Source organism: Intrasporangium sp. Soil_C_50, assembly GCF_057656595.1.
This window is the reverse complement of the sequence record NZ_JBDGKB010000003.1, coordinates 51,769-77,651: the sequence shown is the minus strand read 5'-3', so window position 1 is coordinate 77,651 and position 25,883 is coordinate 51,769. Positions and strand designations below refer to the sequence as shown.

Below are 25,883 nucleotides of genomic sequence, written 5' to 3'. Positions count from 1 at the left end.
CGCGGCGGGTCGCCCTGGCTCTACCTTCTCGTGCTGAAAGGTTTTAGCAGATCAGACCTGACCCGGAGGAACCAATGACGCTCACCTCGACCCACCGCCGTCGGCTCGCCGTCGGCCTCCTCGCCGCCGCCCTCCCGCTCTCCCTCACCGCCTGTGCCAAGGGCAGCAGCAGCGCCGCCTCGGGCGGCGGGGGAGAGCTGACGATGTGGACGCACAACGCCGGCAACAAGGCCGAGCTGGCCGCGATCCAGAAGATCGTCACCGACTACAACGCGAGCCAGACCAAGTACAAGGTCAAGGTGCAGGCGTTCCCTCAGGACTCCTACAACCAGTCGGTCGTGGCCGCCGCGGCGAGCAAGAAGCTGCCGTGCATCCTCGACATCGACGGCCCGAACGTGCCGAACTGGGCCTGGGCCGGCTACCTCGCGCCGCTCGAGGGCCTCGACGCGACGCTGTCGAAGTTCCTGCCGAGCACCGTCGGCAAGTTCGAGAGCAAGACGTACTCCTACGGCTACTACGACGTCGCGCTCGTCATGGTCACCCGCAAGTCGATCCTCGACGCCGCCGGCATCCGCATCCCGACCGTCGACTCCCCGTGGACGAAGGACGAGTTCACCGCCGCGCTGAAGAAGCTCAAGGCGTCGGGCAAGTACCAGTACCCGCTTGACCTCGCGACGAGCTTCACCGGCGAGTGGTGGCCCTACGCGTACTCGCCGATGCTGCAGAGCTTCGGCGGCGACCTCATCAACCGCAGCGACTACAAGTCGGCCGAGGGCGCGCTCAACGGCCCCAAGGCGGTCGAGTGGGCGAAGTGGTTCCGCAGCCTCGTCACCGACGGGCTCGCCCCGCTGAAGTCCGGCACCGACCCGGCCAAGGACTTCATCGCCGGCAAGTCCGCGATGCTCTACAACGGCACGTGGACCGCCGTCGACACCCGCAAGGCCTTCGGCAAGGACACGCTCTTCCTCCCGCCGCCGGACCTCGGCACCGGCCCGAAGATCGGTGGCGCGTCGTGGCAGTGGGGCGTCTCGACGAACTGCTCCGACCCGGCCGGCGCGCAGGACTACATGAAGTTCGCCGCGCAGGACAAGTACGTGGCCGGCGTCGCCCGCGACACGAACAACATCCCAGCCACCGACGCCGCGGCCGCGCAGGTCGAGGGCTACGGCGCGGGTGGTGAGAACCAGGTGTTCCGCGAGTACTCGAAGAAGTTCGCCGTGCTGCGCCCCGTGACGCCCGGATACCCCTTCATCGCCACGGAGTTCACGAAGACCGCGCAGGACATCCTCAACGGCGCCGACCCGAAGACCGCCCTCGACCAGGCGGTCAAGGACATCGACGCCAACCAGAAGTCCAACGGCTACTTCCAGTGAGCGCCTGACATGTCGACCATCACCTCCACCCCGGGTGGGCAGCCGACGCCCGACGCGGCCGGCGCGTCGGGCGGCACCCCGGCCGACGCGTCGGGCGGGCGTCGCGCCGCGAAGCAGGCTCACGCGTCCGTCGGGAAACCCCAGCACGTCAAGGGAACCCGCTCGTCGACGACGGTGGCGCTGCTCATGCTGCTGCCGGCGGCGGTCCTGCTCATCACGTTCCTGCTCATCCCGATCGGGCTGACGTTCGGGCTGGCGTTCACCAACGCGCGGCTCATCTCGCCGCGGCCGGCCGAGTTCATCGGCGTCGACAACTTCGTGCGGCTCTTCTCCGACGACACGTTCTGGGCCTCGCTGCGCAACACGATCGTCTTCGCCGTGGTCATCGTGCCGGTGCAGTCGGCGTGCGCGCTCGGGCTGGCGCTGCTCGTCAACGTCAAGATGCGCGGCACGAACTTCTTCCGCACCGTGTACTTCCTGCCGGTCGTCACCTCGATGGTCGTCGTGTCGATGCTGTGGCTGTTCATGTACCAGCCGAACGGCCTCATCAACCAGGTGCTGCTGAAGTTCGGGATCGTGGGGCCGGACTGGCTCGACGACCCGAGGACGGCGCTGCTCGCGATCATCCTCATGTCGGCGTGGCAGGCGATGGGCTTCCACATGGTCATCTGGCTCGCCGGGCTGCAGACGATCCCGGGCGAGCTGTACGAGGCGGCCGAGCTCGACGGCGCGGGGCCGTGGGAGAAGTTCCGCTACGTCACCTGGCCGGGGCTGCGCAACACCCGCACGTTCATCCTCATCACCATCACCATCGCGGCGTTCGCCCTGTTCACGCAGGTCAACATCATGACCCAGGGCGGGCCGCTCGACTCGACGTCGACCGTCGTGCTCATGGCCGTGCGCACCGGGTTCCAGCAGCAGCAGACGGGGTACGCGTCGGCGATCTCGCTCGTGTTCTTCGTGCTCGTGCTGCTCGTGACCCTCGTCCAGCGGTTCCTCATCCGTGACAAGGAGGCCACGCGATGACCGCCACCACCGCACCCACGGGTGCCCGCGCGTCCGGCAAGCGGTCGGCGCGATCGTCGGCCCCGGCGTCCCAGCCGGCGTCCCAACGCGCGTCCAAACCAGGGGGCCGGACGCGTGTGGCGCTCGGCGTGCTCCTGCGGGTGGCGCTGTGCCTCGTGTTCGGGCTGCCGCTGCTGTTCATGGTCGTGTCGAGCTTCAAGCCCGACCTGCAGATCTTCGGCGACCTCGGCGGGATCAAGGCGTTCCTGCCGGTGGGTGACCTGTCGCTCGACAACTACACGGGCGTGTTCGGACGCGTGCCGTTCGCGACGTTCCTGACGAACTCCGTCGTCATCTCGGTGGTCACCGTGGTGGCCGGGGTGGTCGTCAACTCGATGGCGGCGTTCGCGCTGTCGCGAATCACCTTCAAGGGCAGCGGATGGGTGCTCGGCGTCATCCTCGCGACGCTCATCGTGCCGTTCGAGACGCTGGCGCTGCCGCTGCTGTGGTGGTCGAACAAACTGCCGTTCCTCGGGCCCGACGGGATCAGTGAGGGCTGGCTCGACACGTATCAGGTGCAGATCGTGCCGTTCGTCGCGAACGCCTTCTCGATCTTCCTCTTCTACCAGTTCTTCGACAGCATCCCGAAGGAGCTCGACGAGGCGGCGCGCGTGGACGGGGCGGGGTGGTTCCGCATCTACCGCAGCATCGTCATGCCGCTGTCGGGGCCGGCCGTCGCGACGGTCGCGATCCTCACCTTCCTGCCGACGTGGAACCAGTACCTGTGGCCGCTCATGGCGGTGCAGTCGGAGGAGCTGCGGCCGGTCATGGTGGGCATCGACTACTTCAAGCAGCTCAACACCTCGTGGGGGCAGATCATGGCCTACGCGACGATGATCACCGCCCCGGTGCTCGTCCTGTTCGTGGCCTTCCAGCGGGCCTTCATCAACTCCATCGCCACCTCCGGCGTGAAAGGCTGAATCGTGTTCCGTCTGCCCGAGGCCTGGGTGTGGGACTTCTGGACCGTCGACGACGGCGAGCAGTACCACCTCTTCTTCCTCTACGCGTCGCGTGCTCTGCGCGATCCGCACGCCAGGCACTACCGGGCCTCGATCGGGCACGCGGTGTCGCACGACCTCGTTCATTGGGAGCGGGTGGTGGACGCGCTGGTGCGCTCGGACGCGCCGGCGTTCGACGACTGCGCGACGTGGACCGGATCGGTGGTGCGGCACCCGGATGGGCGGTGGTTCATGTTCTACACGGGGGCCTCGCTCAACTCGTTCGGAGCGAACGTGCAGTCGATCGGGTACGCGACGTCCTCCGACCTGATGGTCTGGGACAAGGCGCCGGGGCCGGTGCTCTCTGCTGATGGGGTGATCTACGAGAAGTGGGCGCCGGCTCCCGAGGGCAACTGGCACGACGAGGCGTTCCGTGACCCGTGGGTGTTCGCCGACCCGGTCGGGGACGCGTGGCACATGCTCATCACGGCGCGGTCGGCTGTGGGGCCTGCTGACGATCCCTCGGACCGGGTGGACCGCGGCGTGGTGGGGCACGCGTGGTCGGCCGACCTGGAGAGCTGGGAGCTGCGTCCGCCGCTGTCGGCGCCAGGGCACGGGTTCGGGCAGCTCGAGGTGCTGCAGCCGTTCGTCGTGGACGGGCGGCAGGTGCTGCTGTTCAACTGCCTGGCGGGGGACGCCTCGGACCGGCTCAAGGCGACGGGGACCGAGGGCGGCGTGTGGATCGCCTCGGCGGAGTCGCCGCTCGGGCCGTACGACATCGCCGGCGCCCGACGCATCGACGACCCGAGCCTCTACGTGGGCAAGTTCATCACCCACCGCGAGAGCGGCGAGACCAAGTTCATGGCCTTCCGCAACGAGACGGGCGGCCAGTTCATCGGCGAGATCACCGACCCGTATGCCGTCACCTGGGAGGGCGACCGCCTGGCCCTCACGCAGGAGTTGCGCGCCTCGCCTGCCGCACCCCCCTGAGCCGCTGGGTCAGTGCCCTGAGAGACGAAGCGGGCGGCCGACTGGTGAGCTGCGACACCGGTGGAAGCGTTGTGCCTCGGGCATTAGGGCAGCGGGATGCTGTGCGCGTGAAGGAGCTCTCCGCGGCGGTGTCCGCCACCTATCCCATGACGCCGCCTACTGCTGCGTTCCAGAGCCTCGGTGCGGATCTGCTTGGGCCAGAGCGAGGAATGCGCGACAGCGCCGCTAGCAGCAGCCCCCCGCGCCGGTGAAGCCGGCGCCTTGACGGAGAAGACCATCCTCTTCAAGAGGCTTGGCCGTTAGATGAAAAGAGCGGAAGCAGTCAAAGTCGTGGTGGCCAGCCGACCCATGAAGAGGAAATGCCGACAACCGCGGCACGACCTGACTCAGGCTGTCGGGGATCGGCTGAGCACTCATCTAGAGGAGGCCTGCGCCCTTGCCGGGGAGTCTCAGGAAACCTTCGCATTGTGGAGAGCGCGATTCGCACTTGCTTCACTGCGTCTTCGGTTGCGTCCTAGGTCCTGACGCGTTGGAGTGCGACGTCAGTGCCACCGAGTCGTGCGCTCGCGAAGTGACGTACAAGAGATCCATCCCGGTTGGCAGCCGAGGGGGCCGCCATAGTGGCCGCTCAACGGGCCTCGCGGGCCCCGTGCGGGGAACCCTCTCCAGCCAGAAGGAAAGTGGTATCTAGCCGTATCTACATCCGCAATGAGTCGCCTCGGACTTGGGCGGGTCGTAGACCCGGGAATGACTGGGCATCCGACGTGCGGTGGTGGAGAGCCTCAATTGTCCGGCTCTAAGGCAGCTCCTCGGCATATCCCTCCTGCTGCAGTTTGCTGAGGACTTGTAGGGCCACCCGCGACTGAGGCTCGGTGGGAATCACGCGCGGCATCTTGGCACATGTCTGCAGAATGCCCACATCCTTCGCGGTCAGCAGGCCGCGCTGAGCGACTCCCCAGTTCAAGGCGTGCTGCCAGAAGCCCGCGCCCGCCGTGACCACGGCGGCTTGGATCTCGATGCCGTCGTCGATCTTCCTGACCGATGCCGCGTTCTCACGCTGCTCACGATGTCCCGCCAGGGTTTCAGTGGCCCCCATCAGGCCGGGCGGCCATGGGACGTCTGCTTGGTTCACGCGGTCCCAGCAAGCCTGCTGCTTGGCCCACTCCGTGACGTTTCTGTGGGTGGAAGGAGGGTCGACGAGAATCGAGTTCACGACCTCCGCGCATGCCTCCAAGGCACGAGTCGTCGGCTCGTCAATCCCTTGACGGTTCCACACCGCGTTCATGTCGAGCACGCGGCCCTTGCGCTTGAGGTCATGGGACAACTTTGCCAGCGTGTATGTGACGATGTTGGCTCGGTATCCGCCCTCATACCAGCTCTGCTGAGGAACCAGACGTTCTGTCTCCCGGAACAGGATCGCGCACGCGATGGCCTCCCGGAAGTAGAGCTCGTTGACGGCCTTCTCGTTCCGTTCCCATTCCTTCGCCACATGTTCGGCAAAGGCGACGAAGTTCTTCTGAGCCCCTCGACTCACGATGTGGGGCGCGCCGAGCCAGGTCATCTGGAACTTCGCCAGATCGGTCTTCGTGAAGACCTGTCGCTTGGGATACTCAGCATCGAAGGCCCGGCGCGCTGCCGGGCTCAGCTTTCCGCGGTCGTCTTGGTACTGCCCGCGAGCTCGCTCGTAGAACCACTTCGTCTTCTTGAACGACCCGTCGGGTGATGGGGCGAACATTCTGCGCGACATGTCTTGGACGCGGATGTGGAACGGGTGGTTGGCGAAGAAGTCTGCGGCGTTGACGCGGTTCTGGGTGTTGGCGTACTGGGAAATCTTCGGAACGACGTCCACGGTCAGCTCGGGTCGAATCACGGAGAGCTTCACCTGAACGAAGACATGCGACAGGTCGACCTTCGCGCGCATCGCCGCGTGTACCGATGCGGTCGTCTGCCCCCCATTCACGATCTGCAGGTTCGTGAGGTGAGTGATCTCGAGCCCGCGGTCGGTGAGTCGGGTGCCCACGGACTCAGCAGTCGCGCTTAATCCGTTGTTGTAGGAGAGGAACATCGAAGGTTCATTGGTCAAGGTGTTGCGGATCCCCTTGTTGACGTTTCCACGCGCTTGGAGGAACACACGGACGTTCTGTTCGAGTAGTCGGGGACCCCATCTGTCGTAGATCGCAGCCAACTGCTCACCCGGGATGACAAGCAGAAACGCCTGGAGTTCCTCACCCGCGGAGTGCGCGCGGAGTGCTGGCAGCGCTCCTCCCAGCTCGAGAAGATCAAGCTCCACGGCGCCGCTTCCGCGCCCGAGCAACACCAGGTCGGCCAGGGCCTCAATATCCCAGACGCTGTGGACCACAGGCACGCCGTCGATCTCATCGGCATCCTTGCCGTCGATGCGCGAACTGAGCTTGCGGTCGGTCAATAGCAGGAGCCGAATCTTCTGCACACTGTTCCATCGGCGGGCGATGAGATCCGCCAAACCGAAACCGGGATCGGCTGAACTCATCGCGGAGCGGAATTCCGGCCGAAGGCTCTGCTTTATGAAATTCCGCGTACGTCGGAACGCGGCGTCCATCTCAGTGCGGGTGAGAGTGCCGATGTCGGGCGTGAGGTCTGCCTCGACCGTCACGAGAGTCAGCGTCCCTGACTCAAGGGGGTCTCCTCCGTAGCCGTCGACGCGGATGCCTCGGGCCTCGTAGAACGCACGGTCCGCGGTGTCCAGTTCGCCGGCGTCGACAAGGTGCTGCGTGAACAGGTCGAAGAAGGCGTCGGCCACATACGTGCCAGCCCCGTCGGCTGCCACGAGGACATCTTGGTAGAACTCGGAGTGGAAATCAGACACGGTCACTTGGAACCGTCCTTCCCCACGAGCAACCGATCGACATCGGGCCAGGTGCACTGGTAGGGGTCGATGGCGTTGAGGTCGACGGTGTATCGCACATTAGAGATCCCTGTCGCAACTGCAGAAGCCTGAATCCGGGGAAAGTCCTCCGTCACGCGGTAGAGCCTGTGCTGCCCCTCCGACCACCTGTACTCCGAGTAGTCGTCCGCCCAGTAGAACCCTGCCGCGGAGAACCTATCCTCGAGAGGCTCGAGAAGGGCCTCGTCGAGCTCGCGCACCCAGTCGAAGAGCGACTTAGCCGTGTCGTTGAGGGTGGACCCCCCACCGGTGACGGCAGTGTTCAGATCGATCACGTGTAGGAACAGGAGATCGACGCCGTCACCATCCAGCTGGTCTTCGCTGCTGATGCGGACGTGTGGTGTCGCCGCACCGCGCCGTGCCTTCGCCTCGATGGCGTGGGGCCCAATCTCGAAGTCCTTGGGCGCGCCAAGAGGGCCTCGCCACGCGGTGATTGCAGCGGTGGCCCCCAACACTTCGATCAGGTGTCGAAGCACCTGGATCTCGCCGATGAGGCCCTTCTGTTCCTCGGGGGAGAGCATGCCGGGGCCTCCGCCTCGGAGGAGGTGGTGCCATCGCCAGGTTCGTCGTATCGCGATCTGCGCGGCTGACTCCTCGTCCTTGGCGACATGGGATGCGTCGACGAGATCGCGGCAGAGCCTGAGGAAGATGTCGCCCAAGGATGAGTCGATCAGACGCAGGGATACTCTCGAGCGTCCATTTTCCAGCAGCGCGACTCGGGCCACCAGGCCGTGGAGCTGGGGCAGCCGCGGCGAGGGGTCGACGGTGGGGGTATCCAGAAGCAGCTGCGGCTCACCGTCGTGCGTGATGCTCCAGTAGAAGTCGGCCACGTGGTCGGCTTCGACCCTGCGCGCCCGTCCAAGGGCGATGTCTGTCCACGGGTGGTCAGTCGTCATCGAAGTCGTCCTCGTCTGCGTCGCTCTCGTCGACGAATTCGTCCAGCCACGTTCCGTTCACCACGTATTCAGTAGTCTCATTTGGCTCGTTCGTCGGCGGGAAGCTGATGTTCCACGCGAGCCAGGGCTGGGGAAGCGGCTCGTCCGAAGCGCCTTCGAGGTGGAGGAGATGGAGTCCGAGTTGCGGCCTCTCGCGTTGCAGACGGTAGACGCGCGCCGGGTAGTTGTACTTGCCGTTCCGAGGTGCGTTCTCGTGTCGGTACGTTTCCTCCGCTGCCGCGATCTGCTCTGAGGTGAGACCGACCTTCTCATCGTTGGGGTCCAGAAAGTTGGCTTTGCGGAACTGAACCCGGCCGCCGCGTAGGTCAACCGTGCGCGACCGCAAGTTCAGACGAGGACCGAGGGCCTCGCTCTCGCCGCCGGTGCCCGGGCTGGTGCGCTGAGCGATCAAGACGTCCCACAACGCAACCTCGCCGGCGCGTCCTTCCAGATACGTGAGAATTGCGGCCGTGTCCGTGAGCATCGAATAGGAGTTGTTCCTGAACCTCTCGAGGAATCCCCTCACCATCTCGAGGGGAACATCACGGAGGAGCATCCCGCCGGGCACTGCTTGCGGAGATGTCCTTTCCGAGACGGCTCGCACGAGGTCGCGGCCACAGTCGATGTTGGTCTGGCGGCTACCCGGCGAGAGCGCAATCGTCTGTACGTTCCTCTCTGCCAGCCCGATGCGGACGGTGCGCGTTTCCGCTGCACCCATCTTGTTGCGGGCAGTGACGATGAGTGTCGCGGGATGCGAGCGGACTTTGAGCCCGAAGTCAGCCGGCGAACCACCGTCGGCCGCCATCTTTCGCAACTCTGCGCGCAGTTCGTCCACACTCTCTGCGATGTGGGCGTACCACCCTGCCACCTCCTCGGTCATCCAGATGCGACAGAGGTCCTCGTACCGCGGTCGGTAGCCGAACCACCGACCCATCTGGAGAAGGGTGTCGTACATCTGTGAGTTCCGCAGGAAGTAGGTCGTCGACAGGCCTTCGAGCGTCAATCCGCGTGAGAGAGCCAACCCACCGACGGCAATGACGTGCAGCCCCTGAGGCTGTTGAGCGTAGTCAAGGCGGTCAGCGGACCTTCCGTTTATGATTGCGACCCTGATGGGGGCGGCGGCCTCCCAGAGTTGCGCGAGGACATCCGCCCACTCGACGTCCGTGGCGCCGAACTCGGACATGAACACACGCTGGAGGGCGGCGATCTCCGGATCCTTCCCGGCGTGGTCCTCGGGCAGGGCGTGGTTGAGTCGTGCTGCGTCTTGAACCGCTTGAAGCTGATGGGTCACCTGTCGGCCAATGGCGTTCTGCACAGCGACAAATCGCGAGGCGTTGACGAGCATGCTGGAGTGCTCGGTGCCATCTCCCCTGATGATGCGGATGGCGCGCGTGAGCACGAAGGCTCGGACAGCGTCGATTAGCGATTCCGGAAGCTGGCTCAGGGGATGGTTCTTCTTGTGTGAGAGGGGCAAGACATCCTCGGCGTCCTCGATCCAGCGCAGGAAGGAGTCTGAATCCTCGAGGAAGATGCGTGTGGCGCCGAAGTAGTTGGACGGAGCATCGAGGCTCACGATGAAACTCCGGGGGAACAGATCCTCGCTCACCATGTCGTTCGGGGTGGCGGGATCGATGAAGATGTTCGCGAACGGCGTGGCCGTGTATCCCACGTATGCACTGCGACTGAACGTGTCCAGCAGGCTCCGGATCAACTTGTTGATCGCCGACACCTCGTCGCGGGAGTACGCGACGTTGATCGAGGCGTTGTCAGCCTCGTCATCAATGAGTAGAAGAGGATAAGGAAGCTGCTCACCGCGGGGAGGTTTGATCCAAGCCAACAGGTTCTTAAGCGTTGTCGGGTTCTTCTTGATCACGAAGACGGCTGGCTCATTGAGCGCGTCGAAGGAGAAGCCCATCGCGTCGGCCGTCGCCTTGGTGAAGTCATGTGTGCTCGAGGTGAGGCCGACCGGTCGCCGGGTCGGGTCAATCTGGCCCACGCCGAGACGCTCCCGCCTCACCGAGGCGCCTTCGCGCACGCGATGCTCCCCGATGAAGCCCTCGTCGATGCGCCCCTGCGTCTGATTGCGAAGGTTGTTGTGGATGCCCGCGATGATGATGATGACTCGGAAGCCGGCATCAGCAGCCTTGCACACCAGGCCTGTGTAGTGAGCGGTCTTTCCCGACTGCACGTTCCCCATGACCAGGCCGCGGCGATCCCAGGGCCGCTCCGACTTTGGGTTCGCGAGCAGGTCGAGAACTCGATCGGTGCTTGACCCCATCTCGGCGACGACGGCAGGAGGGAGGCCGCCGCGGTGCAGCACCGTCCGGTAGCGGTCCCAGTAGAAGGGATCGATGTCCTTGCGCCGCGCGTCAAGCCAAGGTTCGTGGTCCTTCTTGACGACGACGTCGTCTTTGATCTGGATGTCCACGAGCGTCTCTATGCGCTTGACGACGGCGGTCACGTCTTCGGCGCCTACATTGACGCCCACCATGATCGAGGGAATCACAGAGCCGAGTGACTCCACTATGGTTCGCAGGAATTCCGGTGTCGGCGATTCACCGTCTTCGATGCGTCTCAGGATGACCGGATAAGCCATCCTGAATAGTTCGTCTCGCGCGCTCATTGATGAGCCCCTCTCAGGTTGTCTAAGGAGAAGTCACGCGGGGTCACTGCGCCGAATGCTCCGTCTGGAGCCTTCCTATCACGGTGGCAGCTCGCGCCCAGTTCGACTCCAAGACGGGATTGGAACGAAGAGCCATGCCGACTTCCAGCCAGGACAGACCGCCGTCGATGAGTTGCACTGCGATCGAGGTGATCAAGAGTTCCAAGGCTTCGTCGCTGGCATCCTCGCCCTTGACTAGGTGCGGGCTGTCCCCGAGGTCAACGATCAGGGAGTCGATGGGGAGGCTGGCTCCCAGGAGTTCAAGCACGCGCCTCAGTTCGGGCTCGGCCTCGCTGCCCACGTGTCGCATCAGATCCGTAATGGCGGGATGGCTCGCGTTGATCGCGTAGCGGATTCCCTCATGAACGGCTCGCCGTTCCCAGACCGGGTAGTGCTCAGTCGCCGTCAGCCGCTTCCCCCGGTTCACGTGAACCCTCTTCGATGTCGCGCCGAGGCGCTCCACGATGCGCTTGAGGCGCTGACGCACCACGTGAGGGGGGTATGCCGAGGCCTTGAGGACGTCGATCTTCCAGAGATGGTCCATCCCGTTGGGAATATCAACTCGAACCCGGGCGAGCTTGGTGAGTTCGGTCTGCTTGGCAAGCCCGAACCATGTGCCGTGAACGATGAGCCGTCCGGAGCGATACAGGTAGAAACCCTGCTCCCTGAGATAGCCGCGCGGCCCCGCGTATCGCTCCCACTCGGCGGGAGCAACTTGGCTGAAGTGCGGAAGCGTGTAGGCCTTGGCCTCCACTTTGCCTCCTGCCACGCCGATGACCTCGTTCGGGTCCGTGATGGTGGCGGGATGGCCCGGGTTGAAGGGGTTGTGAGGTGTCAGGGCACTTCGATTGAGTGAAAGCGATACCTTCCGGATCCCTCGCTCACCTTCCATGAAGCGATGGAACACAAGCTCCAGATGACTGGCAGCGGAGGCTACGCGCCGGTTGAATTCCCTGGCAATCTCGTCGAGAGCTTCAGAGTCGATGACCCTGTCGATCTCCTCCCACAGCACCAGGGTCCCGTGCTCACCCAGTTCGTCCGCCCACGGAAGGTCCTCCGGTCGGGCGGGCACCTGAACCTCCCACTCGTTCGTGTCGTAGACGTGGTCCAGATCCCATCGTGCAACGTGCCACGTCGAATCCTGCCGGGTCGCGACGGTCAGTCGACGGCATTGGGAGAAGGAAGCCGTCTTCAGTCCCAGTCCGAATCGGCCCAGGTCTTCGGCATCGCGCGTCTCCGATGGGTCCTTGCTGCCGAGGCGCATGGCCTGCTGCAACTCGGCGGCGGACATCCCCTTGCCGTCGTCGACGACCGCCAAACGGGGATACCCGTTGTTGGCATCGGCGAAGATGCGCACCGCGGTGGCCTCAGCCGTGATGGAGTTGTCGATCACGTCGGCTAGGGCCGTCTCGAGCGTGTAGGAGAATCCCCGCAGACTGCGAATGAGAACGGCTGCACTCGGCGGCGCCAAAAACGTATCCACGACGACCTCTCTGTTGATGGCAGGAGCATGCCACGGTCCCAGCAGTCATTGCCTACACCACCATCGATGAGGTCCTCGCGCACTGTAGGGCCTTGCGGACTGATGCCCCTCTTCCGAGAACGAGAAGGTCTGACGGCGCCAACGCCACCGGGCGGGGACCAGCGCCCCATGCGCCAGCCTCCTTTGCGTCACATGTCCAACCAGCGTCGACGCCCGCCGACCTACCACGTGCTGCAACAGCTTGCCGTCCAATGCCGCTTTCCGTGTAACCGGAGGCGACGCCCTTGAACTAGGCTGCGCGACTTCTTGTTACCGAGTCCAGGATGTAGGGCTCCATCAGCTGCGCCACCGCGCGGACGGCGGGAACCACCACGCTGTTCCCGAACTGCTTGTACGCTTGGGTGTCGCTCACCGGGATCCTGAACGAGTCGTCGAAGCCCATCAGGCGGGCGCACTCGCGCGGCGTGAGGCGTCGCGGACGATGGCCGATCTGCTCGACGAGGATCTCTGACCCGTCCTTGTAGTAGCGGGCGGATAGGGTGCGGGTCGTCATGCCCGGTCGCACCAGGCCGTAACCGAATCCGTTGCCGGCAGCGCGATGCTTGGCAGCGTAGTTCTGCAGGTACTCCCACAACTTCGGCGTCAGGGTGAACCGCTCGGGCACGACGTTGCGCTCGTGGTCGAAGTACTTGCCCTCGTCGTGGGGAAGCACGGGTTCGGTGCCGTCGGTGCGGTGTAGAACCGACTCGAGCTTCGGCTTCGTCGCGGGAACGTCGAGCTGCTCGAAGCTGAAGTCGTTCTCCTCGCGGAAGCCGACGATCATGATGCGCTCGCGGTTCTGCGGTCGGAAGTGGATTCCGTTGATCACCTCGAACCGGACGTGATATCCGAGCTCGTTCTCCAAGGTGTGCCGAATCACCGCGAAGGTCCTGCGGCGGTCGTGCGTCTGGAGGTTCTTCACGTTCTCCAGCAGGAAGGCGGCCGGGCGCTTGGCCTCCAGGATCCGCTTGACGTCGAAGAACAGGGTCCCCTGAGTCGGGTCCAGAAAGCCGTGAGCGCGGCCGAGGGCGTTCTTCTTGGACACGCCGGCGATGGAGAAAGGCTGGCAGGGGAAGCCGGCCAGCAACACGTCGTGGTCCGGAACCTCCCTCGCGGCGTCCCGGACCTCAGTGATGTCACCGTTGAAGACGTGGTCCTCCCGGTGTGGGAAGTTCGCGGCGTAGGTCTGCTGCGCGTAGGGGTTCCACTCCGAGGTGAACGAGCACTTGCCACCGATGTCCTCGAACGCCTGCCTGATGCCGCCGATGCCGGCGAAGAGATCCGCGAACTTGAAGGACCCCTCGCTTCTGTCGACCGTGAGGTGCATCCGAATGGCGTCGCCCAAGTAGGCCGGGCACGCCGACTCGTGGTTCTCCCAGCGACGGACCGTCCGCTCGTTGACCGACAGGAGCTTGGCGATCTCCTGAAGGGTGTTCTGACGGCGGAGTTCGAGGAGCATCTCGTGGGAGCTCTTCGCGGTCATGGCTGGGCCTTTCGTGGGGACGGGTCGCGGACATATTGCCCGGAGGGCGTCCCCATCGGTGGGAGCCACGCCGAAGCGTACTCGAACGTATGTGCCACCTCTGACAGTGGACTCCCGCAGTCGAACCGGGCCACCTGGTAGCTGGGGTACGGTCCGCCAGGGGCACGATCGGCGGCGTGCGCCGCGTTACGGTGAGCCCATGGTTGAGTCATGGGCCAGTTCACCGGCTGCGCGAGCGACCATGCAAGGCAATCGCGGTCGGGACACCGCCCCGGAGCTCGCGCTTCGGCGTGCTGTCCATGCCAGAGGACTCAGATTCTTCGTGAACCGCCGGCCAGTCCCTTCGCTGCGCCGTACGGCGGACATGGTCTTCCCGCGCCTGAAGCTGGCCGTGTTCCTCGACGGCTGCTTCTGGCACGGCTGTCCGGAACACCATGTGCAGGCCAAGGCGAACGCCGGTTTCTGGGCTGCGAAGGTCAGGCAGAACCGGGAGCGGGACGCGGACACAGATCAACGGCTTGCGTCGGAGGGATGGACGACGCTTCGCATATGGGAGCACGTCCCAACAGCAGGGGCGGCTGACTTGGTGGAGGCTACGGTTCGCCGCCTCGGGCGTACAGGCGACGTGATATCGGAGCAGCTTCTCTGATACGGAGTAGCTCCACCCGCCGGCGGGGCGCGGGCGTAGATGCAAGTCCCGACGTCTGCAGCCCTCGCGACTGCTCCGCGGGGACCGCCCAGCGCTTCACGAATCGCGGCTGACGCGGGCGGGCAAAGTCACGTAGTAGAACGCGTGGCTTCCGCTCGGTAGGCACCCCTCGCGCTACCCTGCCGCTCTGCAATGAACGGCGATCGAACCAGGGGGCGGCGTGAAGAAGGCCGAGCGGGATGCGGCGTACGACGCTTGGCTGTCACATCTGACCTTGGACGAGTTGCAGGCTCGCCTGCGGGCGCTCGGCGTGACGAAGGTCGTAGTCAAGCGACTGTCTCCAAAGCAGGACAACTCCAAGAATCAGATTTACTGGCAGGGAAGCCTGAACGCGAATCCCCTTCCTATGGGTGACTTCGTGGAGTTCGAGTCATCGTCAGAAAAGAAGGCCAAGGGTCCGGCCTTCAAAGCGAAACTAGACTTCGCCTGGCTCACCCCCTTCGGAATCAACCCTGCCCCTCAAGCACGGCTCATCAGTTATCCCCAGTACCCAGAGACAAGGTTGGGGAGCCTGCTCCACGGGGCGGAAGACGCACCTCGAACTCTCTTGTCGGGAAGATCATCTTCGACTCCCAACCGACTTCTCCTCCTGGGTGCGGCCGGCACTCGGGTGATCGGTGTTGCACTGTTCCCCAATAGCCCGGCGACCCATACCCTCATGGGCCTGGTAGGGTCAGGCCCCTTTGGAACCTGGGAGATAGCGCCTCAATCACACTCCATTACTGCCGTGGCACTCCTCGCCGAACTTCGCGGCGTGTATGACATGGCGCCTGTCACGGGGTGCAAGATAAAGGGCGGGGTGGTAGTCCCGAGCAAGGACCAGAACGTGGGAGGCACGACGCTCGAAACCCTTCTCGGCGTGCGTCCAAATGCGCGTGATGAACCCGACTTCCACGGTTGGGAACTCAAGTCGTACAGCAGCTCACGTGTCACGTTGATGACCCCGGCGCCTACGGGAGGCGCCATCATGTCGAGTGACCCAGATGTGTTCATGCGCAAGTTCGGATGGCCCAACGACAAGGGGACTCGCTGGGACTTCAATGGGGCTCACACCGCCACGCGGGACCCGCAGGGGAAAGCGACGACGCGGATGATCCTTACTCCGTCCGAGATTCAGCTAGTCCACAAGAGTGGCGGTGACATCGCGATGTCATGGCGAATTGCCGACCTGCTCACGCATTGGTCGCGAAAGCACTCGCTGGCGGCTTATGTCCGACGTCCGCGAGGGACAGCCGCCGGTCTGACCTACGGCCCATACGTTCAACTGGGGCAAGGTGTTGATTGGAACCGATTCCGGGAGGCATTCCAAAACGGCACAATCGCGCTTGACCCCGCCTATAACTGGATCACTGGCGCAACAAAGATGACAAAGGAGCGGGCCCAATTCCGCTGCTATCCGCACGAGCTGGCATCTCTCTACGAGCGAGTTAGCGCGCACGATTTGCGCCATTCAAGGTCCAGCAGGCGTCTCGCGCGCGTCAATCTTCAGGCGGAAGGCATAGTGCTGCCCGACTGGATTTGAGCGTCAGGGTCAGCCAGGGCGCCGCGTCACGCCACTCGTCGGAGAGGCGCGCCACGAGGAGAGCCTCGATCTGCTCATCGCACTCAACAGCGGTGTGCCGGGTAGTGCTAGCAACGGTACACAGCCTCGCGCCTCAGGCCCCTCTCGGCACGTCTCAGTTGCGAAGATGAGCGCATGCGTACGGTGGCGATCTGGCTCCAGGTGCTGGGCTTCCTGTTCGAGTTCTGCGGCATCGCGGTCGCCGTGCATGAGATCCGCTCTAGGAGCAGGAGCCTCACCAGTTTCGAGGAGTCGCAGCGTCACCGGAACATCTACGTCAGCGACAGTGCAGCGATCACGTCGAAGGTCACGGCCTCGCTTGCAGGGGGCAGTCAGCTGACGCCAGAGGAACGCCTTGCGGCTGTTGAGAATTCGATCGACCAGTTGCCCGACTTCATAGAAGAGCGAGCAAGGGCCGCGGCCGACCGGGCGAGAGACGATGCGGCCAGGCACGCCAATGACCTGCACCAGATGTCCACCGAAGAGTTGGAGAAGGTCAAGGTCGCCATGCGAGAGGCGCTCTCTGGCAGCCGTAGAGCGCTGCTCGGCGTTTCTCTACTCGTGCTCGGGTTGCTCCTCCAAGCTGCGGGCACCGTCGCAGGTACGCTCGCGTCGTAACCTCAGCCAGTTCCGCGCTCAGCGGCGAGCGTCACCGCGCCGCACGCCGACCACGGCCAGAACGAGGGACCCGGAGACGGCCCCAAGGGTCAGGACCGCCCAGAGCCCAACGGGTACCTGCGAGAGGGCGTTAGCGGCGGCGCTGACGACGATGCCGGCGACAATTACGGGAAGGGCTCGGCCGTCGATCCGCGCGGCCTCCTCGTCCGCGGCGATCATCCGGCGGCGGAGGGCCTCGACGTCCTCGGTCAGAGCATCGGCCGCGTCCGCCAGCTCCGACGTGAGCCGCGAGAGCTCCGACTCGAGACGCGCGGAGGTGGCGTCGACACGGTCCCGGACGTCGTCGAGCTGGACGACGAGAAGGTCTAGGCGCTCCTCAAGTGTGAGGGTCGGGGCGCGCCCGACCGTGCCCGTTGCCGTTATCGACGCCGAGCCCGCAAGGGCGGCAGAGGTACCCGTCGTGGTGACGAAGACTGCGTCTTGGCCAAACGGTCGACGCAACGCCTTGGCGACGGACGATGCGGCGAACGCGGTTCCGGCCGGGGTGGCGACCACGGCTCCCATCACGGAGATCAAGACCCCAACCCAGAGGGTGATATCTGCTCGCATGGCTTCGGACATGCGGCAAGGGTATGCGTGGGCGCCGACGCTGGCCCGGAACGACGAAGGCCCCACCTCACGAGGGCAACCATGAAATCCAAGACCAACAGCGGGAGACGCGCGGCGCGGTGACGGGTCGCAAACCCCTTCAGAGGCTGAACAGGTCCCCCTGCCCTGGCATCGGCTTGCCCCATTCACTCGACCACGATGACCCAAAATGCGATTTCACTGGGAGGAACTCGAAAGATTCAAAGTACCAAGAGTAGATTGAGTCTGACGTCCGTTCGTCGTGAACTACCACCATTTCGCCGACCATTTCGATGATCAACCGCAAGTCGTCCGCTGCCGCCCGCTCCTCTTCACTGCCGATGTAGCCAGCCGCAAAGGCGTCGCGCGGATCCAGTGCAGCATGAACCTCGAACTCGATCGGGAACTCGTACGTCACCCGGAAGCTAGCGGGTCCGCTTTGTTCCACCGACTTCTTCTCAAGCCACATGCCGCCACTTCCGAAATACTCGATTGATCGGATTTCGGCAGAGCGGGGCAGGCCGAGTTCCTCAGCGCTGAAGTCGGCGTCTTCGAACATGTCCCACGGTGCGAAGGTAGACGCGATTTCCTCATCACGAGCCCTACCCGCGGCATCCCGAAGAGTCTGGGTCTCTTCCCAAGGCACCCGCTCCATCAGCCAAGGTCCGAGGCGATTGACCAGCCGGACCTCACCCGCCAGTCCGACTAACTCCGCCTTTAGCGCGGGGTGCAAAGTGCCGTCGGCAGCGGCAAAATCGTGATCCTGGGTGACCAGAAAGACATCGTGGCCGGCACGCGCGAGCTCGCAACAGTTCAACCAAGTCAGGGTGTCTCGGTATCCGCTTCCGCTTGTATCGAACGGCGCGACGCGATTCGACGCGCGGCGAGCGACCGACTCGTGGTCACCGGTAGGCCACGAAAGGACTTCGACGTCGCAGTTCTCAAGGCGGTCCTGCAGGTATCGGCCGTACGTGTCCGTCAAACCCGTGTCCGGTGGCGATGAGGGCTGAGTCCCGGTTATCCGCCCGAGGGTGGCGGCCGCGCGACGAAATGCAGCTTGAGCCGCCAGGGCCTCCCTTCCGTGGTTCGCGACCACCTCCTGGACTACTGAAGGAGGCACAGCGATTCGAAGCCCTTGGGTTCGAGCCAGGTATCGCAGGAGTTGAAACTCAAGGCTAGCGAGAAACCAGTCGCGATGGATTTGAGTTGCGTCGAGGACTACGACCGTAGGACCTGTGGCTTTTCCCGTCACGAAACGTGAGGGTAACGGAGGACTCGTCAGGTTGATTCGTAGCGCGCGGGCGCCAAGCCGCAAACGTGGAGTCGGCGCTGGGCCGCATCCGGAACTCTGCATGACAGGACGTGTGAAAGTTCTGCTCTCCGCAACGTCATCGCTCGGAGCGCGGCGCCGCAACGCAGAAGGCCCCGCCTCCTCCGAAGGGAGACGGGGCCTGTTGCGTCACACGGCGACCGAGGACGGTGGGTGGCAGTCGTGGAGCGCGGCGAGAGCGACGTCGTGGCGGTCCTTGTCGGTGCGCTTGAGTTGGCCGCCGACGGCGTCCTCGACGGAGACGTAGATGCCCTTCCGGCGCGCGAGCTGTCGAGCGTCACCATGCGCGACCCCGTCGACGCCACCGTCTGACTCAGCTAGATGTTGCTCGGACGGAGGGGTCGCAAACGTCTCCGACAAGCCCACCCAAGTGGCGCAGATTTCGCCCTGACGTCCGAGGCATCTGCCATCATTCTTCTGGGTCAAGAGGCGCGACCGTTACCCACCTTGGAGGGGTCGCCCGGCAACCGGTCCGCCCCGGTGCCGTCCAAGGAAGACCCGGCCGTGCCGGCATCCGTCGGTCTGGCTAGAGCGGGCCTCGGTTCAGGGGCTCCTTGGACCGAAAGGGCTGTCGATGCACCCATCCCTGTTTGCCGAGCCGAGCGTGGCAACTCCGCTGACCGTTCTGGTCGACGACACGCGCGCCTTCCGTGACCGGCGACCCCACCTACAGGTCCGCCGCGGGCACGACGCAGTGGAACTCCTTCGTCGCGTCCGTGGCCGACTGGTCGACGAGCTCTGGCTCGACTACGACCTCCTGGACGGGACGACGTCCGCCGCGGCGGCCGACCATCTCGTAGCTCGAGCAGAGTGCGGTGATCCCCTGTCCATCAACGTGATCGAGGTTCACTCTGCTCGGGTTCCTGAAGCGCTCCACATCACCCAGTGTCTGCGGCGCGCTGGATACCCCGCACGACGATGCTACGGGCAGGGCATCTGGACGCGATTCGACGCAACGCTCCACGATGAGTGGCGACCCGAACCGAGTGGCATTTTGGATCGCCGCAACCCGAGCGGCTGGGAGAAGGCGGCCCCCGCCGGGATCACGGAGGGCGTCCACGCATGATTCGCGATGCCTACCTCACGGTGCAGCTGCGTCTGCACCTTCCAGCCGGACTCCTCGTCATCGAGAGCGCGGAGTCCGGGGTCGCGGTTGGCGATGCCCCCTCGCAACCGGTCCACATCGTCACGGCATACAACCCCCACAGCCGGCAGGCCAATGAGACGGACAACCGTCGCGCGCAGCGCGCCCTGGTCGAACAGCTGGATGCCAGGAACGCGTCGCACCACCCCGCTGCCGGAGCCGACCCTGCGTGGCTGCACGTCGAACCGAGCGTCGCCATCGTCGGGCTCACGCGGCAGGAAGCGGTCGACCTCGGGTGGCGATTCAAGCAGGACGCCATCTTCGAGTGGACGGCTGACGCGTTGACGGTCGTCTCGTGCACGGATCACTCGACCGCCCCGCTCGGCTGGCGCCAGGTCACGCCCGACGCGCGAGACGCCGGCGCCGACCGGGCATGGAGAGAGCTCGGTCTTGCGTCGCCCTACGTCCCGATCGCCGCCGCCAACACGGCCCTGGACCGGGCCCTCGAGGTGGCCGACGACGAGCGGGCCGCGCTGCTCAACGACGTCTTCCTCGCCTTCGCGGCGGACTACTGGGCACCGCGCGTCGAGGCTGATCGAGTGCGCTACTCACAGCGGAAGGAGCAGCAGCACGAGGCGGACCGAGCCGCGGCCGCGGAAGCACGCGCATCCGAGGAGAGGCGCGAGGAGCGTCGCGCCCGTCAGGCGGAGGCCCGCAAGCGCAACGCAGCCCAGCATCGTGAGCACGTCGAGGCAGGATGGCCCGGAAGTTGGCGGCCGCGTCAGGTGAACCAGTGGGTGGATCTCGGCGGTGACATCGAAGAGGCGCGGCGCTGGTCGGAGCAGGGGTGGCCGGCGGCAGATGTCGTGGGCGCGGCTGCAGCCATCGGGAACGCGACGAACCTGCCTCGCTCCGTCGGCGACCCTGACGAGGTGGCATGGTGGGCCGACACTCTGACTGGCATCGCGGTGGGCTCGTGGCCGCAGGTGCCCGCTTCGACGCGGATCTCCGTCAAGCGGTCCTTCCCGGACGGCCGGCGCGAGCGGTGGTTCGTGCTGCCGGACGCCGTTGGTGGCGTGCGGGTCGAGCGCTCCGACTTGCTTACGCCGTCTGCGACCGGACCACGCGAGTGGATGAGCGCCGTTGTCGGGGCGTTCCCCACAGTCGAGGCCGCGTTGGCTGGAGTGCGCGACCTCTCGACCGTCAGTCCCGACATCGTCTGTGAGCTCAACGCGGCGCGAGACATCGACGTGAACCTCCTGCAACACCTCCGCGTCCCGCGAGTTGGCGTCGACCCGGATGCCGAAGACCGAGGCGCCGACGAAGAGGCAGTTGAGGCGGCCGGGCTCGACCTGGACGAGATCGCTCGTCTCGTCGAGGGCTTGCCGTCACGCCTCGTGCACTGCACGGTCGATGGCCAGCCCGTCGTCGCGGTGCGCACCGCTCAAGGCTGGCGGTGGCTCACGGTCGGCGACGACGAGATCGAGAACGGCGGGCTCGTCGGAGAGACCGTCGTCGAGTACCGGTGGTTCAGCGAGTCCGGCGGCGCGCCGATCAGCTGGGACGGAGGCGGATCGATCGGGGTGGTGGCGCCCAAGCTCGCGGTCATCAGGCAGTGGGGTGACCTGGGCGAGCGTCGCGAGTTCATCTCGTGGCCGGCGTCCGCGAAAGGCCGCGCTTGCGTGCTGGCGCGATGGATCGAGGAGTCCGACCTCGAGACCGTCGCGGCGCTCGTGCTCGAGCCGTGGCCGGACGACGAGCAGTGGCTGGTCTGGTACGACGTGTCGATCTCGCTCGACCTGGGGCTTGACGACAACACGCCCGCGGCTCTGCGGCGCCGATTGGCCAGCAATCCTGACTACGCGACGGCGCGCGAGGCAGTCCGTCACCCGGGGAGCACGCCCGGCCGCGCGCTCGCGGCAGCGCTCGAGCGAGCTTCCGAGACGGGGTTCACCGGCGACCTGTACCGGCTGCAGTGGCTCTCCGCCGTCGAGGAGGAAGCACGATGAGCGGCCTTCCGGACGGGTACCGGGACAAGTTGCCGGACGACGCCCTCGTGGAGCTCGCCGCACGCATGAGCGATCAGCCTGAGGGACCCGGGCATCCAGAAGGGACAGCGCCCTGGCGCTGCCACCTGGTCGTTGTCTGCATCGGCAGCGACAACCGCTACCACACGCTCTGCGACGACTGCCTGCATCGAGAGGGTCCGTTCGACGACGCCCTCGAGGCTGAGCGAGTAGTCCTGTGGCACGAGTGGATCACGAAGCAACCGGACGGGGAGACGGGCTACCGAGGCTTCGACGGCTGCGTGTGATCTGGTCTCATCGGCGCGCGCAACTCTGCGTGCGGCGATGAGGCCCCTTGTCGGCGGGTGCGCCTATCGTCGGGCCACCATCACAGGGGAGGGACAAGGATGACGAACGACGACTGGGTTCGGCCCACGGATGAGGTCCTGGCTCGCGCCAAGGAGCGGGCGCTCTCAGCACTCGAGCCCGAGCGGTCGGGATGGCGTCTGCGGCGGTACTACACCGTGACCGGTGACTACGCAGGCGCCAGCTTCGCGTCGATCGGCACGAACGACCCGGAGGGGATCGGGGCGGACGACCTCTTCGCCACGACGCTCCTCAGCGTCCCCATCCCCGCTGGCGCCGCCCGCCTGTTGACTCAGGACGGCGCGACGCGCGAGGCAGTGCACGCTGCTCTGCGCAACCTGCCGACGACCCCGCTCCAAGACGTCGACGACAACGGACTCCGCGACATGGAGGTCTTCTACCGACACGTCAAGGGCGCCCTGGCCAAGGCAGGGGTCGAGAACTCCAACCCATGGGTCACGGCCAGCAAGCTGTGCGCCCGAAAGCGACCCGACCTCTTCCCGGTTCGCGACAACGTCGTTTGTCAGTTGCTCGGGCTCCTGCCAAAGGGCAACTACCAAGTCGACTGGCAAGTCTTCAGCCACCTCGTGGGCGACCCGGACGTCCGCAGGGCCATCGATGCCGCCAAGTCCGCGGCGCTCAGCGACGCGGACGGCGAGGTCGTTCTCGACCGGGAGCCGCTCAGGATCCTCGACGCGGCACTGTGGACGAGCGAAATCATGGGGGAGCCTGCCGCCTGAACGGCGCCGCCACGCGTCGGATCAGCTGGGCCGAACCGGCCGCGTCCAAGTCACGCCGGCGCGGTCGGCGACGACGGCGGCTTGCACGCGGTTGTCGACGCCAAGCTTGGTGCAGGCGCTCGCGACGTGCGTCTTGACCGTCGTCTCACTGACGTAGAGCTCGCGCGCCAGCTCAGCGTTCGACAGTCCACGGGCCAGGCCCGCGACCACCTCGCGCTCCCGAGGCGTCAGCGTGGCGACGAGTCGGGCGGCCTCCGCGCGCTGCGCTGCGAGCGGGTCCTCGCGAACGTGGGTGAACAGCTGAGCCGCGGTCTTCGGCGACACCGCCCCGAGGCCGCCGGCGACGTTGCGGATGCCGCCGCAGATCTCTCCGGGCGACGCTGTCTTGAGCAGGAACCCGTCGGCGCCCGCGGCCACCGCCCGACGCGCCACGTCGTCGGTGTCGAAGACCGTGAACATCAGCACCTTCGGCGCCTCGGGACGCGCCTTGATCGCGGCGATCGCCTCGATGCCGCCCACCCGTGCCATCCGCACGTCGAGCACGACGACGTCCGGCCGATGCGCCTGGATGGCGCCGACGACCTCGTCTCCGTCGCTGACCTCGGCCACCACCTCGAGGTCGGCGGCCACACCGAGCATGAAGCGCAGCCCGGTCCGCACCACCGGGTCGTCGTCGACGAGCATGACGCGGATCGGGCGTCGGGTCTCAGCGTCAGTCATGGATCGTGTCCCTGTCTCGGTCGGGTTGGTGCCACGGCAGGCGGATGGACACCCGGAAGACGCCGTCTTCGTCGACGCCGGCTGTCATGTCCCCGCGGTAGTGCTCGACGCGCTCGCGGACGCCGCTCAGCCCGACGCCGCGTCGGGTGGCGTGCGGACCGTCAGCACCCGCGTCCGTCCTCGGGTGCCCGGTCGGAGGCGGAAGGTGGTTTGCGGTGGCGATGACGAGGTGTCCCTCAGCGGGGCCGCCCGTCACGCTCAGGCGCACCGGAACGGTGGCGGCGTGCTTGCGCGCGTTCGTCAGCAGCTCCTGCACGATGCGGTACGCGGCCTGCGCGATGTGCGGGTCGAGCGCCTCGCCGTCGTCGACGAACACGGTTGCGATGAGCGGCATCCCGGCGGTCACCGAGTCGTCGACGAGAGCCCGGACGTCTCGTAGCGTCCGCGTCGGAGCGGCCACGTCCGCATCTCCAGGGTTGCGGAGGAGGTCGAGCAGGCTGTGCAGCTCGCTGACCGATCGTGCCGCCGTCTCGCGCACGACCCGCGCGGACTCACGCATCTGGGACGCCGCGGTGTCGGTGTCCGCCTGCGGCGCGGTGGCGTCGGCCATGGCCTGCAGCGCGCCCGCGTGGACCGACAGGATCGAGAGGTTGTGGCCCAGTCCGTCGTGGATCTCGCGGGCCAGCCGCTCGCGCTCGGCCTGCCGCGACACCTGGTCGGTCAGCGAGGTGACCGCGTCGCGCTCCTCGGCGACGACCACCTCGGCCGTCCGAAGGTCGGCCCGCGTACGCAGCCAGAGCCCTATGCCGACGAAGGACCCGAAGAGAGCCAGCGTCAGCACCACCGGCACGAACCACGGCACCGGCTCGACACCGAGGCTCAGCATCGAGCCCCAGAACGAGTTGGTGCGCGGCAGCGTCTCGAGGTCGCGCCACACGGCGACGCCCGTGGCGAGGAGCACCAACGGGCCGAGGCGCCACGCGTCCACCCGGGGCCGCCACAGGAGAACCGACACCAGGCCGATGAGCGCGACCGTCGGGCCGAGCTGTCCAACGAGAGCGACGCCGAGCCCGACGATCGTCAGGGCGACCGGGAACCGCCGACGCCAGGCGACGCCGATGGAGAGGGCGAACATCGCGAAGCCGAGCATCGCGGGGATCGCGTGCATGGACCGACCGGCCACGGTCGAGGTTCCCTCGGCGAGTGCCAGCCGCATGTCGAGCGCCGTCGTCGTGTAAGCGGCGTCCGCCACCACGAGGAAGCCGAGACCGAAGGTCCGCAGCCGGCGGAGCCGGACAGCGCGCGGCTGCCCGTCTGGCGCGGAGTCCCGCCGCAGCGGCAGACCTGTGGACACAGGGAGAAGGTAGGCCACCGCGCCGACGCCCACCTCATCCGTCCGGCCATGTCGCCCGCCGCGATCTCATCCTTTCGGTCAGGTGGTCCGGTCTCGTCGGCCGAGGTGGCCGGTGCAGCGTCGGCGCGAAGGTCTGGTCAGCAACCTCACCACCCAGCAAGGAGCGCCCATGAACACCGACCAGACCCAGCCCGGCCAGCCCCAGTCCTCGTGGCAGCCGCCCACCATCCCGGCGCCGCCGGCCCCCGAGCCGCCGCGCAAGAGCTGGTTCGTCCGGCACAAGATCCTCACCGGCCTGCTGGTCCTCGTCCTCGTCGGCATCCTCAGCCAGGCGTTCGGCAAGGGCGGCGACACGACGCCGACCGCGACCACCGGCCCCAGCGCGTCCGAGGGTGCGGCGTCGGACACGGCAGCGTCCGACCAGGCGTCGACCGACGCGTCCGCCGGCGACTCGGGGGAGGCGTCGGCTGACGCCAAGGTGGGCCAGAAGGTCCGCGACGGCCAGTTCGAGTTCACCGTCACCAAGCTGCAGAAGGGCGTCAAGAGCGTCGGCGGCCAGTACGCGAACCAGAAGGCGCAGGGGCAGTACGTGCTCATCAAGGTCACCGTGACCAACATCGGCGACAAGGCGCAGCTGCTCGCCGACTCGTCGCAGAAGGTCAAGGACGCCAAGGGCCGCGAGTTCTCGACCGACACCACCGCCGGCATCTACCTCGAGGACAACAAGGTCTTCCTCAACGAGATCAACCCGGGCAACACCGTCAAGGGCACGCTCGTCTTCGACATGCCGAAGGACGCCAAGCCCGCGTCGATCGAGCTGCACGACTCCCCGTTCTCGGGCGGGGTCACGGTCCGGCTCGGCTGACGCTCCCGAGCC

General features: G+C 65.9%; 22 protein-coding genes and 1 riboswitch. Of the genes, 13 read left to right on the top strand and 9 right to left on the bottom strand.

All coding sequences use genetic code 11. The annotated features are described in order from the left end of the window. Positions 1 to 74 precede the first annotated feature (74 nt). Genes AC3A5R_RS10015 through AC3A5R_RS10000 form a run of 4 tightly spaced genes read left to right on the top strand, consistent with a single transcriptional unit; the run spans position 75 to position 4,366 of the window. The gene (locus AC3A5R_RS10015) at positions 75 to 1,373 is read left to right on the top strand and encodes an ABC transporter substrate-binding protein (RefSeq protein ID WP_487620618.1); all 1,299 of its coding nucleotides are present in this window, start codon (positions 75 to 77) and stop codon (positions 1,371 to 1,373) included. A gap of 9 nt (positions 1,374 to 1,382) precedes the next feature. Continuing rightward, positions 1,383 to 2,399, top strand: a complete 1,017-nt coding sequence (locus AC3A5R_RS10010) for a carbohydrate ABC transporter permease (protein ID WP_487620617.1) — start codon at positions 1,383 to 1,385, stop codon at positions 2,397 to 2,399. After that, the gene (locus tag AC3A5R_RS10005) at positions 2,396 to 3,358 is read left to right on the top strand and encodes a carbohydrate ABC transporter permease (protein WP_487620616.1); all 963 of its coding nucleotides are present in this window, start codon (positions 2,396 to 2,398) and stop codon (positions 3,356 to 3,358) included. The genes AC3A5R_RS10010 and AC3A5R_RS10005 overlap by 4 nt, the downstream gene beginning before the upstream one ends. Before the next feature lie 3 nt (positions 3,359 to 3,361). Further along, the gene (locus AC3A5R_RS10000) at positions 3,362 to 4,366 is read left to right on the top strand and encodes a glycoside hydrolase family 68 protein (protein WP_487620615.1); all 1,005 of its coding nucleotides are present in this window, start codon (positions 3,362 to 3,364) and stop codon (positions 4,364 to 4,366) included. Between the two features lie 796 nt (positions 4,367 to 5,162). Here AC3A5R_RS10000 and AC3A5R_RS09995 read toward each other — a convergent pair. The 5 genes from AC3A5R_RS09995 to dcm all read right to left on the bottom strand — a co-directional run bounded on the left by AC3A5R_RS09995 (position 5,163) and on the right by dcm (position 13,891). Beyond that, positions 5,163 to 7,217 (bottom strand): AIPR family protein, encoded by a 2,055-nt coding sequence (locus tag AC3A5R_RS09995; protein WP_487620614.1) that lies wholly within the window; start codon positions 7,215 to 7,217, stop codon positions 5,163 to 5,165. Beyond that, the gene (locus AC3A5R_RS09990; RefSeq protein WP_487620613.1) at positions 7,214 to 8,185 is read right to left on the bottom strand and encodes a PD-(D/E)XK motif protein; all 972 of its coding nucleotides are present in this window, start codon (positions 8,183 to 8,185) and stop codon (positions 7,214 to 7,216) included. The genes AC3A5R_RS09995 and AC3A5R_RS09990 overlap by 4 nt, the downstream gene beginning before the upstream one ends. Beyond that, positions 8,175 to 10,847 carry a Z1 domain-containing protein gene (locus AC3A5R_RS09985; protein WP_487620612.1) on the bottom strand — a complete coding sequence of 891 codons (2,673 nt, stop codon included), beginning with the start codon at positions 10,845 to 10,847 and terminating at the stop codon, positions 8,175 to 8,177. The genes AC3A5R_RS09990 and AC3A5R_RS09985 overlap by 11 nt, the downstream gene beginning before the upstream one ends. A gap of 43 nt (positions 10,848 to 10,890) precedes the next feature. Continuing rightward, positions 10,891 to 12,369: an ATP-binding protein gene (locus tag AC3A5R_RS09980; protein ID WP_487620611.1), complete on the bottom strand. Its 1,479-nt coding sequence runs from the start codon at positions 12,367 to 12,369 to the stop codon at positions 10,891 to 10,893. Positions 12,370 to 12,658: 289 nt separating this feature from the next. Beyond that, positions 12,659 to 13,891: a DNA (cytosine-5-)-methyltransferase gene (dcm, locus tag AC3A5R_RS09975; protein WP_487620610.1), complete on the bottom strand. Its 1,233-nt coding sequence runs from the start codon at positions 13,889 to 13,891 to the stop codon at positions 12,659 to 12,661. On the opposite strand from dcm, the gene AC3A5R_RS09970 reads away from it, so the two are divergent. The 3 genes from AC3A5R_RS09970 (at position 13,890) to AC3A5R_RS09960 (ending at position 16,779) form a co-directional block, all read left to right on the top strand. Next, entirely contained in the window at positions 13,890 to 14,540 is a 651-nt protein-coding gene (locus tag AC3A5R_RS09970) for a very short patch repair endonuclease (RefSeq protein ID WP_487620609.1), read from the top strand. The genes dcm and AC3A5R_RS09970 overlap by 2 nt on opposite strands. A gap of 220 nt (positions 14,541 to 14,760) precedes the next feature. Next, positions 14,761 to 16,122 carry an MvaI/BcnI family restriction endonuclease gene (locus tag AC3A5R_RS09965; RefSeq protein WP_487620608.1) on the top strand — a complete coding sequence of 454 codons (1,362 nt, stop codon included), beginning with the start codon at positions 14,761 to 14,763 and terminating at the stop codon, positions 16,120 to 16,122. A 174-nt stretch (positions 16,123 to 16,296) separates the two neighbouring features. Further along, on the top strand, positions 16,297 to 16,779 hold the full coding sequence (locus AC3A5R_RS09960) for a hypothetical protein (RefSeq protein ID WP_487620607.1): 483 nt from the start codon (positions 16,297 to 16,299) through the stop codon (positions 16,777 to 16,779). Positions 16,780 to 16,797: 18 nt separating this feature from the next. Here the strand turns inward: AC3A5R_RS09960 and AC3A5R_RS09955 are convergent, their stop codons facing one another. Together AC3A5R_RS09955 and AC3A5R_RS09950 are read right to left on the bottom strand one after the other, a co-directional pair. Next, the gene (locus AC3A5R_RS09955) at positions 16,798 to 17,400 is read right to left on the bottom strand and encodes a hypothetical protein (RefSeq protein WP_487620606.1); all 603 of its coding nucleotides are present in this window, start codon (positions 17,398 to 17,400) and stop codon (positions 16,798 to 16,800) included. 127 nt (positions 17,401 to 17,527) lie between these two features. After that, positions 17,528 to 18,760 (bottom strand): PIN domain-containing protein, encoded by a 1,233-nt coding sequence (locus tag AC3A5R_RS09950; RefSeq protein WP_487620605.1) that lies wholly within the window; start codon positions 18,758 to 18,760, stop codon positions 17,528 to 17,530. 129 nt (positions 18,761 to 18,889) lie between these two features. Between AC3A5R_RS09950 and AC3A5R_RS09945 the strand changes: the two genes are divergently transcribed. The 5 genes from AC3A5R_RS09945 to AC3A5R_RS09925 all read left to right on the top strand — a co-directional run bounded on the left by AC3A5R_RS09945 (position 18,890) and on the right by AC3A5R_RS09925 (position 22,932). Continuing rightward, on the top strand, positions 18,890 to 19,048 hold the full coding sequence (locus AC3A5R_RS09945) for a hypothetical protein (protein ID WP_487620604.1): 159 nt from the start codon (positions 18,890 to 18,892) through the stop codon (positions 19,046 to 19,048). Positions 19,049 to 19,156: 108 nt separating this feature from the next. Then, a riboswitch (SAM riboswitch) is annotated at positions 19,157 to 19,274 on the top strand. 36 nt (positions 19,275 to 19,310) lie between these two features. Beyond that, positions 19,311 to 19,802, top strand: a complete 492-nt coding sequence (locus tag AC3A5R_RS09940) for a cyclic-phosphate processing receiver domain-containing protein (protein WP_487620603.1) — start codon at positions 19,311 to 19,313, stop codon at positions 19,800 to 19,802. After that, positions 19,799 to 21,829 (top strand): DUF3293 domain-containing protein, encoded by a 2,031-nt coding sequence (locus AC3A5R_RS09935; protein WP_487620602.1) that lies wholly within the window; start codon positions 19,799 to 19,801, stop codon positions 21,827 to 21,829. Before AC3A5R_RS09940 ends, AC3A5R_RS09935 begins: the two co-directional genes overlap by 4 nt. Continuing rightward, positions 21,826 to 22,134, top strand: coding sequence for a hypothetical protein (locus AC3A5R_RS09930; RefSeq protein WP_487620601.1), 309 nt, complete (start codon positions 21,826 to 21,828; stop codon positions 22,132 to 22,134). Before AC3A5R_RS09935 ends, AC3A5R_RS09930 begins: the two co-directional genes overlap by 4 nt. A gap of 99 nt (positions 22,135 to 22,233) precedes the next feature. Then, a complete protein-coding gene (locus AC3A5R_RS09925) occupies positions 22,234 to 22,932 on the top strand; it encodes a DUF6308 family protein (RefSeq protein WP_487620600.1) in 699 nt (232 codons plus the stop codon). A gap of 21 nt (positions 22,933 to 22,953) precedes the next feature. Here the strand turns inward: AC3A5R_RS09925 and AC3A5R_RS09920 are convergent, their stop codons facing one another. Then, positions 22,954 to 23,652: a response regulator gene (locus tag AC3A5R_RS09920; protein WP_487620599.1), complete on the bottom strand. Its 699-nt coding sequence runs from the start codon at positions 23,650 to 23,652 to the stop codon at positions 22,954 to 22,956. Next, positions 23,645 to 25,006 (bottom strand): sensor histidine kinase, encoded by a 1,362-nt coding sequence (locus AC3A5R_RS09915; RefSeq protein ID WP_487620598.1) that lies wholly within the window; start codon positions 25,004 to 25,006, stop codon positions 23,645 to 23,647. Before AC3A5R_RS09915 ends, AC3A5R_RS09920 begins: the two co-directional genes overlap by 8 nt. Before the next feature lie 169 nt (positions 25,007 to 25,175). Between AC3A5R_RS09915 and AC3A5R_RS09910 the strand changes: the two genes are divergently transcribed. Next, complete coding sequence (locus tag AC3A5R_RS09910; protein WP_487620597.1) at positions 25,176 to 25,871, top strand: DUF4352 domain-containing protein; 696 nt, start codon at positions 25,176 to 25,178, stop codon at positions 25,869 to 25,871. Positions 25,872 to 25,883 lie beyond the last annotated feature (12 nt).

Excerpts from the sequence above, each read along its gene's own strand:
- AC3A5R_RS10015 (WP_487620618.1), top strand. The coding sequence starts at position 75 with ATGACGCTCACCTCGACCCACCGCCGTCGGCTCGCCGTCGGCCTCCTC.
- AC3A5R_RS10010 (WP_487620617.1), top strand. The coding sequence starts at position 1,383 with ATGTCGACCATCACCTCCACCCCGGGTGGGCAGCCGACGCCCGACGCG.
- AC3A5R_RS10005 (WP_487620616.1), top strand. The coding sequence starts at position 2,396 with ATGACCGCCACCACCGCACCCACGGGTGCCCGCGCGTCCGGCAAGCGG.
- AC3A5R_RS09990 (WP_487620613.1), bottom strand. The coding sequence starts at position 8,185 with ATGACGACTGACCACCCGTGGACAGACATCGCCCTTGGACGGGCGCGC.
- AC3A5R_RS09985 (WP_487620612.1), bottom strand. The coding sequence starts at position 10,847 with ATGAGCGCGCGAGACGAACTATTCAGGATGGCTTATCCGGTCATCCTG.
- AC3A5R_RS09970 (WP_487620609.1), top strand. The coding sequence starts at position 13,890 with ATGGCTGGGCCTTTCGTGGGGACGGGTCGCGGACATATTGCCCGGAGG.
- dcm (WP_487620610.1), bottom strand. The coding sequence starts at position 13,891 with ATGACCGCGAAGAGCTCCCACGAGATGCTCCTCGAACTCCGCCGTCAG.
- AC3A5R_RS09960 (WP_487620607.1), top strand. The coding sequence starts at position 16,297 with ATGCGTACGGTGGCGATCTGGCTCCAGGTGCTGGGCTTCCTGTTCGAG.
- AC3A5R_RS09955 (WP_487620606.1), bottom strand. The coding sequence starts at position 17,400 with ATGTCCGAAGCCATGCGAGCAGATATCACCCTCTGGGTTGGGGTCTTG.
- AC3A5R_RS09950 (WP_487620605.1), bottom strand. The coding sequence starts at position 18,760 with ATGCAGAGTTCCGGATGCGGCCCAGCGCCGACTCCACGTTTGCGGCTT.
- AC3A5R_RS09940 (WP_487620603.1), top strand. The coding sequence starts at position 19,311 with ATGCACCCATCCCTGTTTGCCGAGCCGAGCGTGGCAACTCCGCTGACC.
- AC3A5R_RS09935 (WP_487620602.1), top strand. The coding sequence starts at position 19,799 with ATGATTCGCGATGCCTACCTCACGGTGCAGCTGCGTCTGCACCTTCCA.
- AC3A5R_RS09930 (WP_487620601.1), top strand. The coding sequence starts at position 21,826 with ATGAGCGGCCTTCCGGACGGGTACCGGGACAAGTTGCCGGACGACGCC.
- AC3A5R_RS09925 (WP_487620600.1), top strand. The coding sequence starts at position 22,234 with ATGACGAACGACGACTGGGTTCGGCCCACGGATGAGGTCCTGGCTCGC.
- AC3A5R_RS09920 (WP_487620599.1), bottom strand. The coding sequence starts at position 23,652 with ATGACTGACGCTGAGACCCGACGCCCGATCCGCGTCATGCTCGTCGAC.
- AC3A5R_RS09910 (WP_487620597.1), top strand. The coding sequence starts at position 25,176 with ATGAACACCGACCAGACCCAGCCCGGCCAGCCCCAGTCCTCGTGGCAG.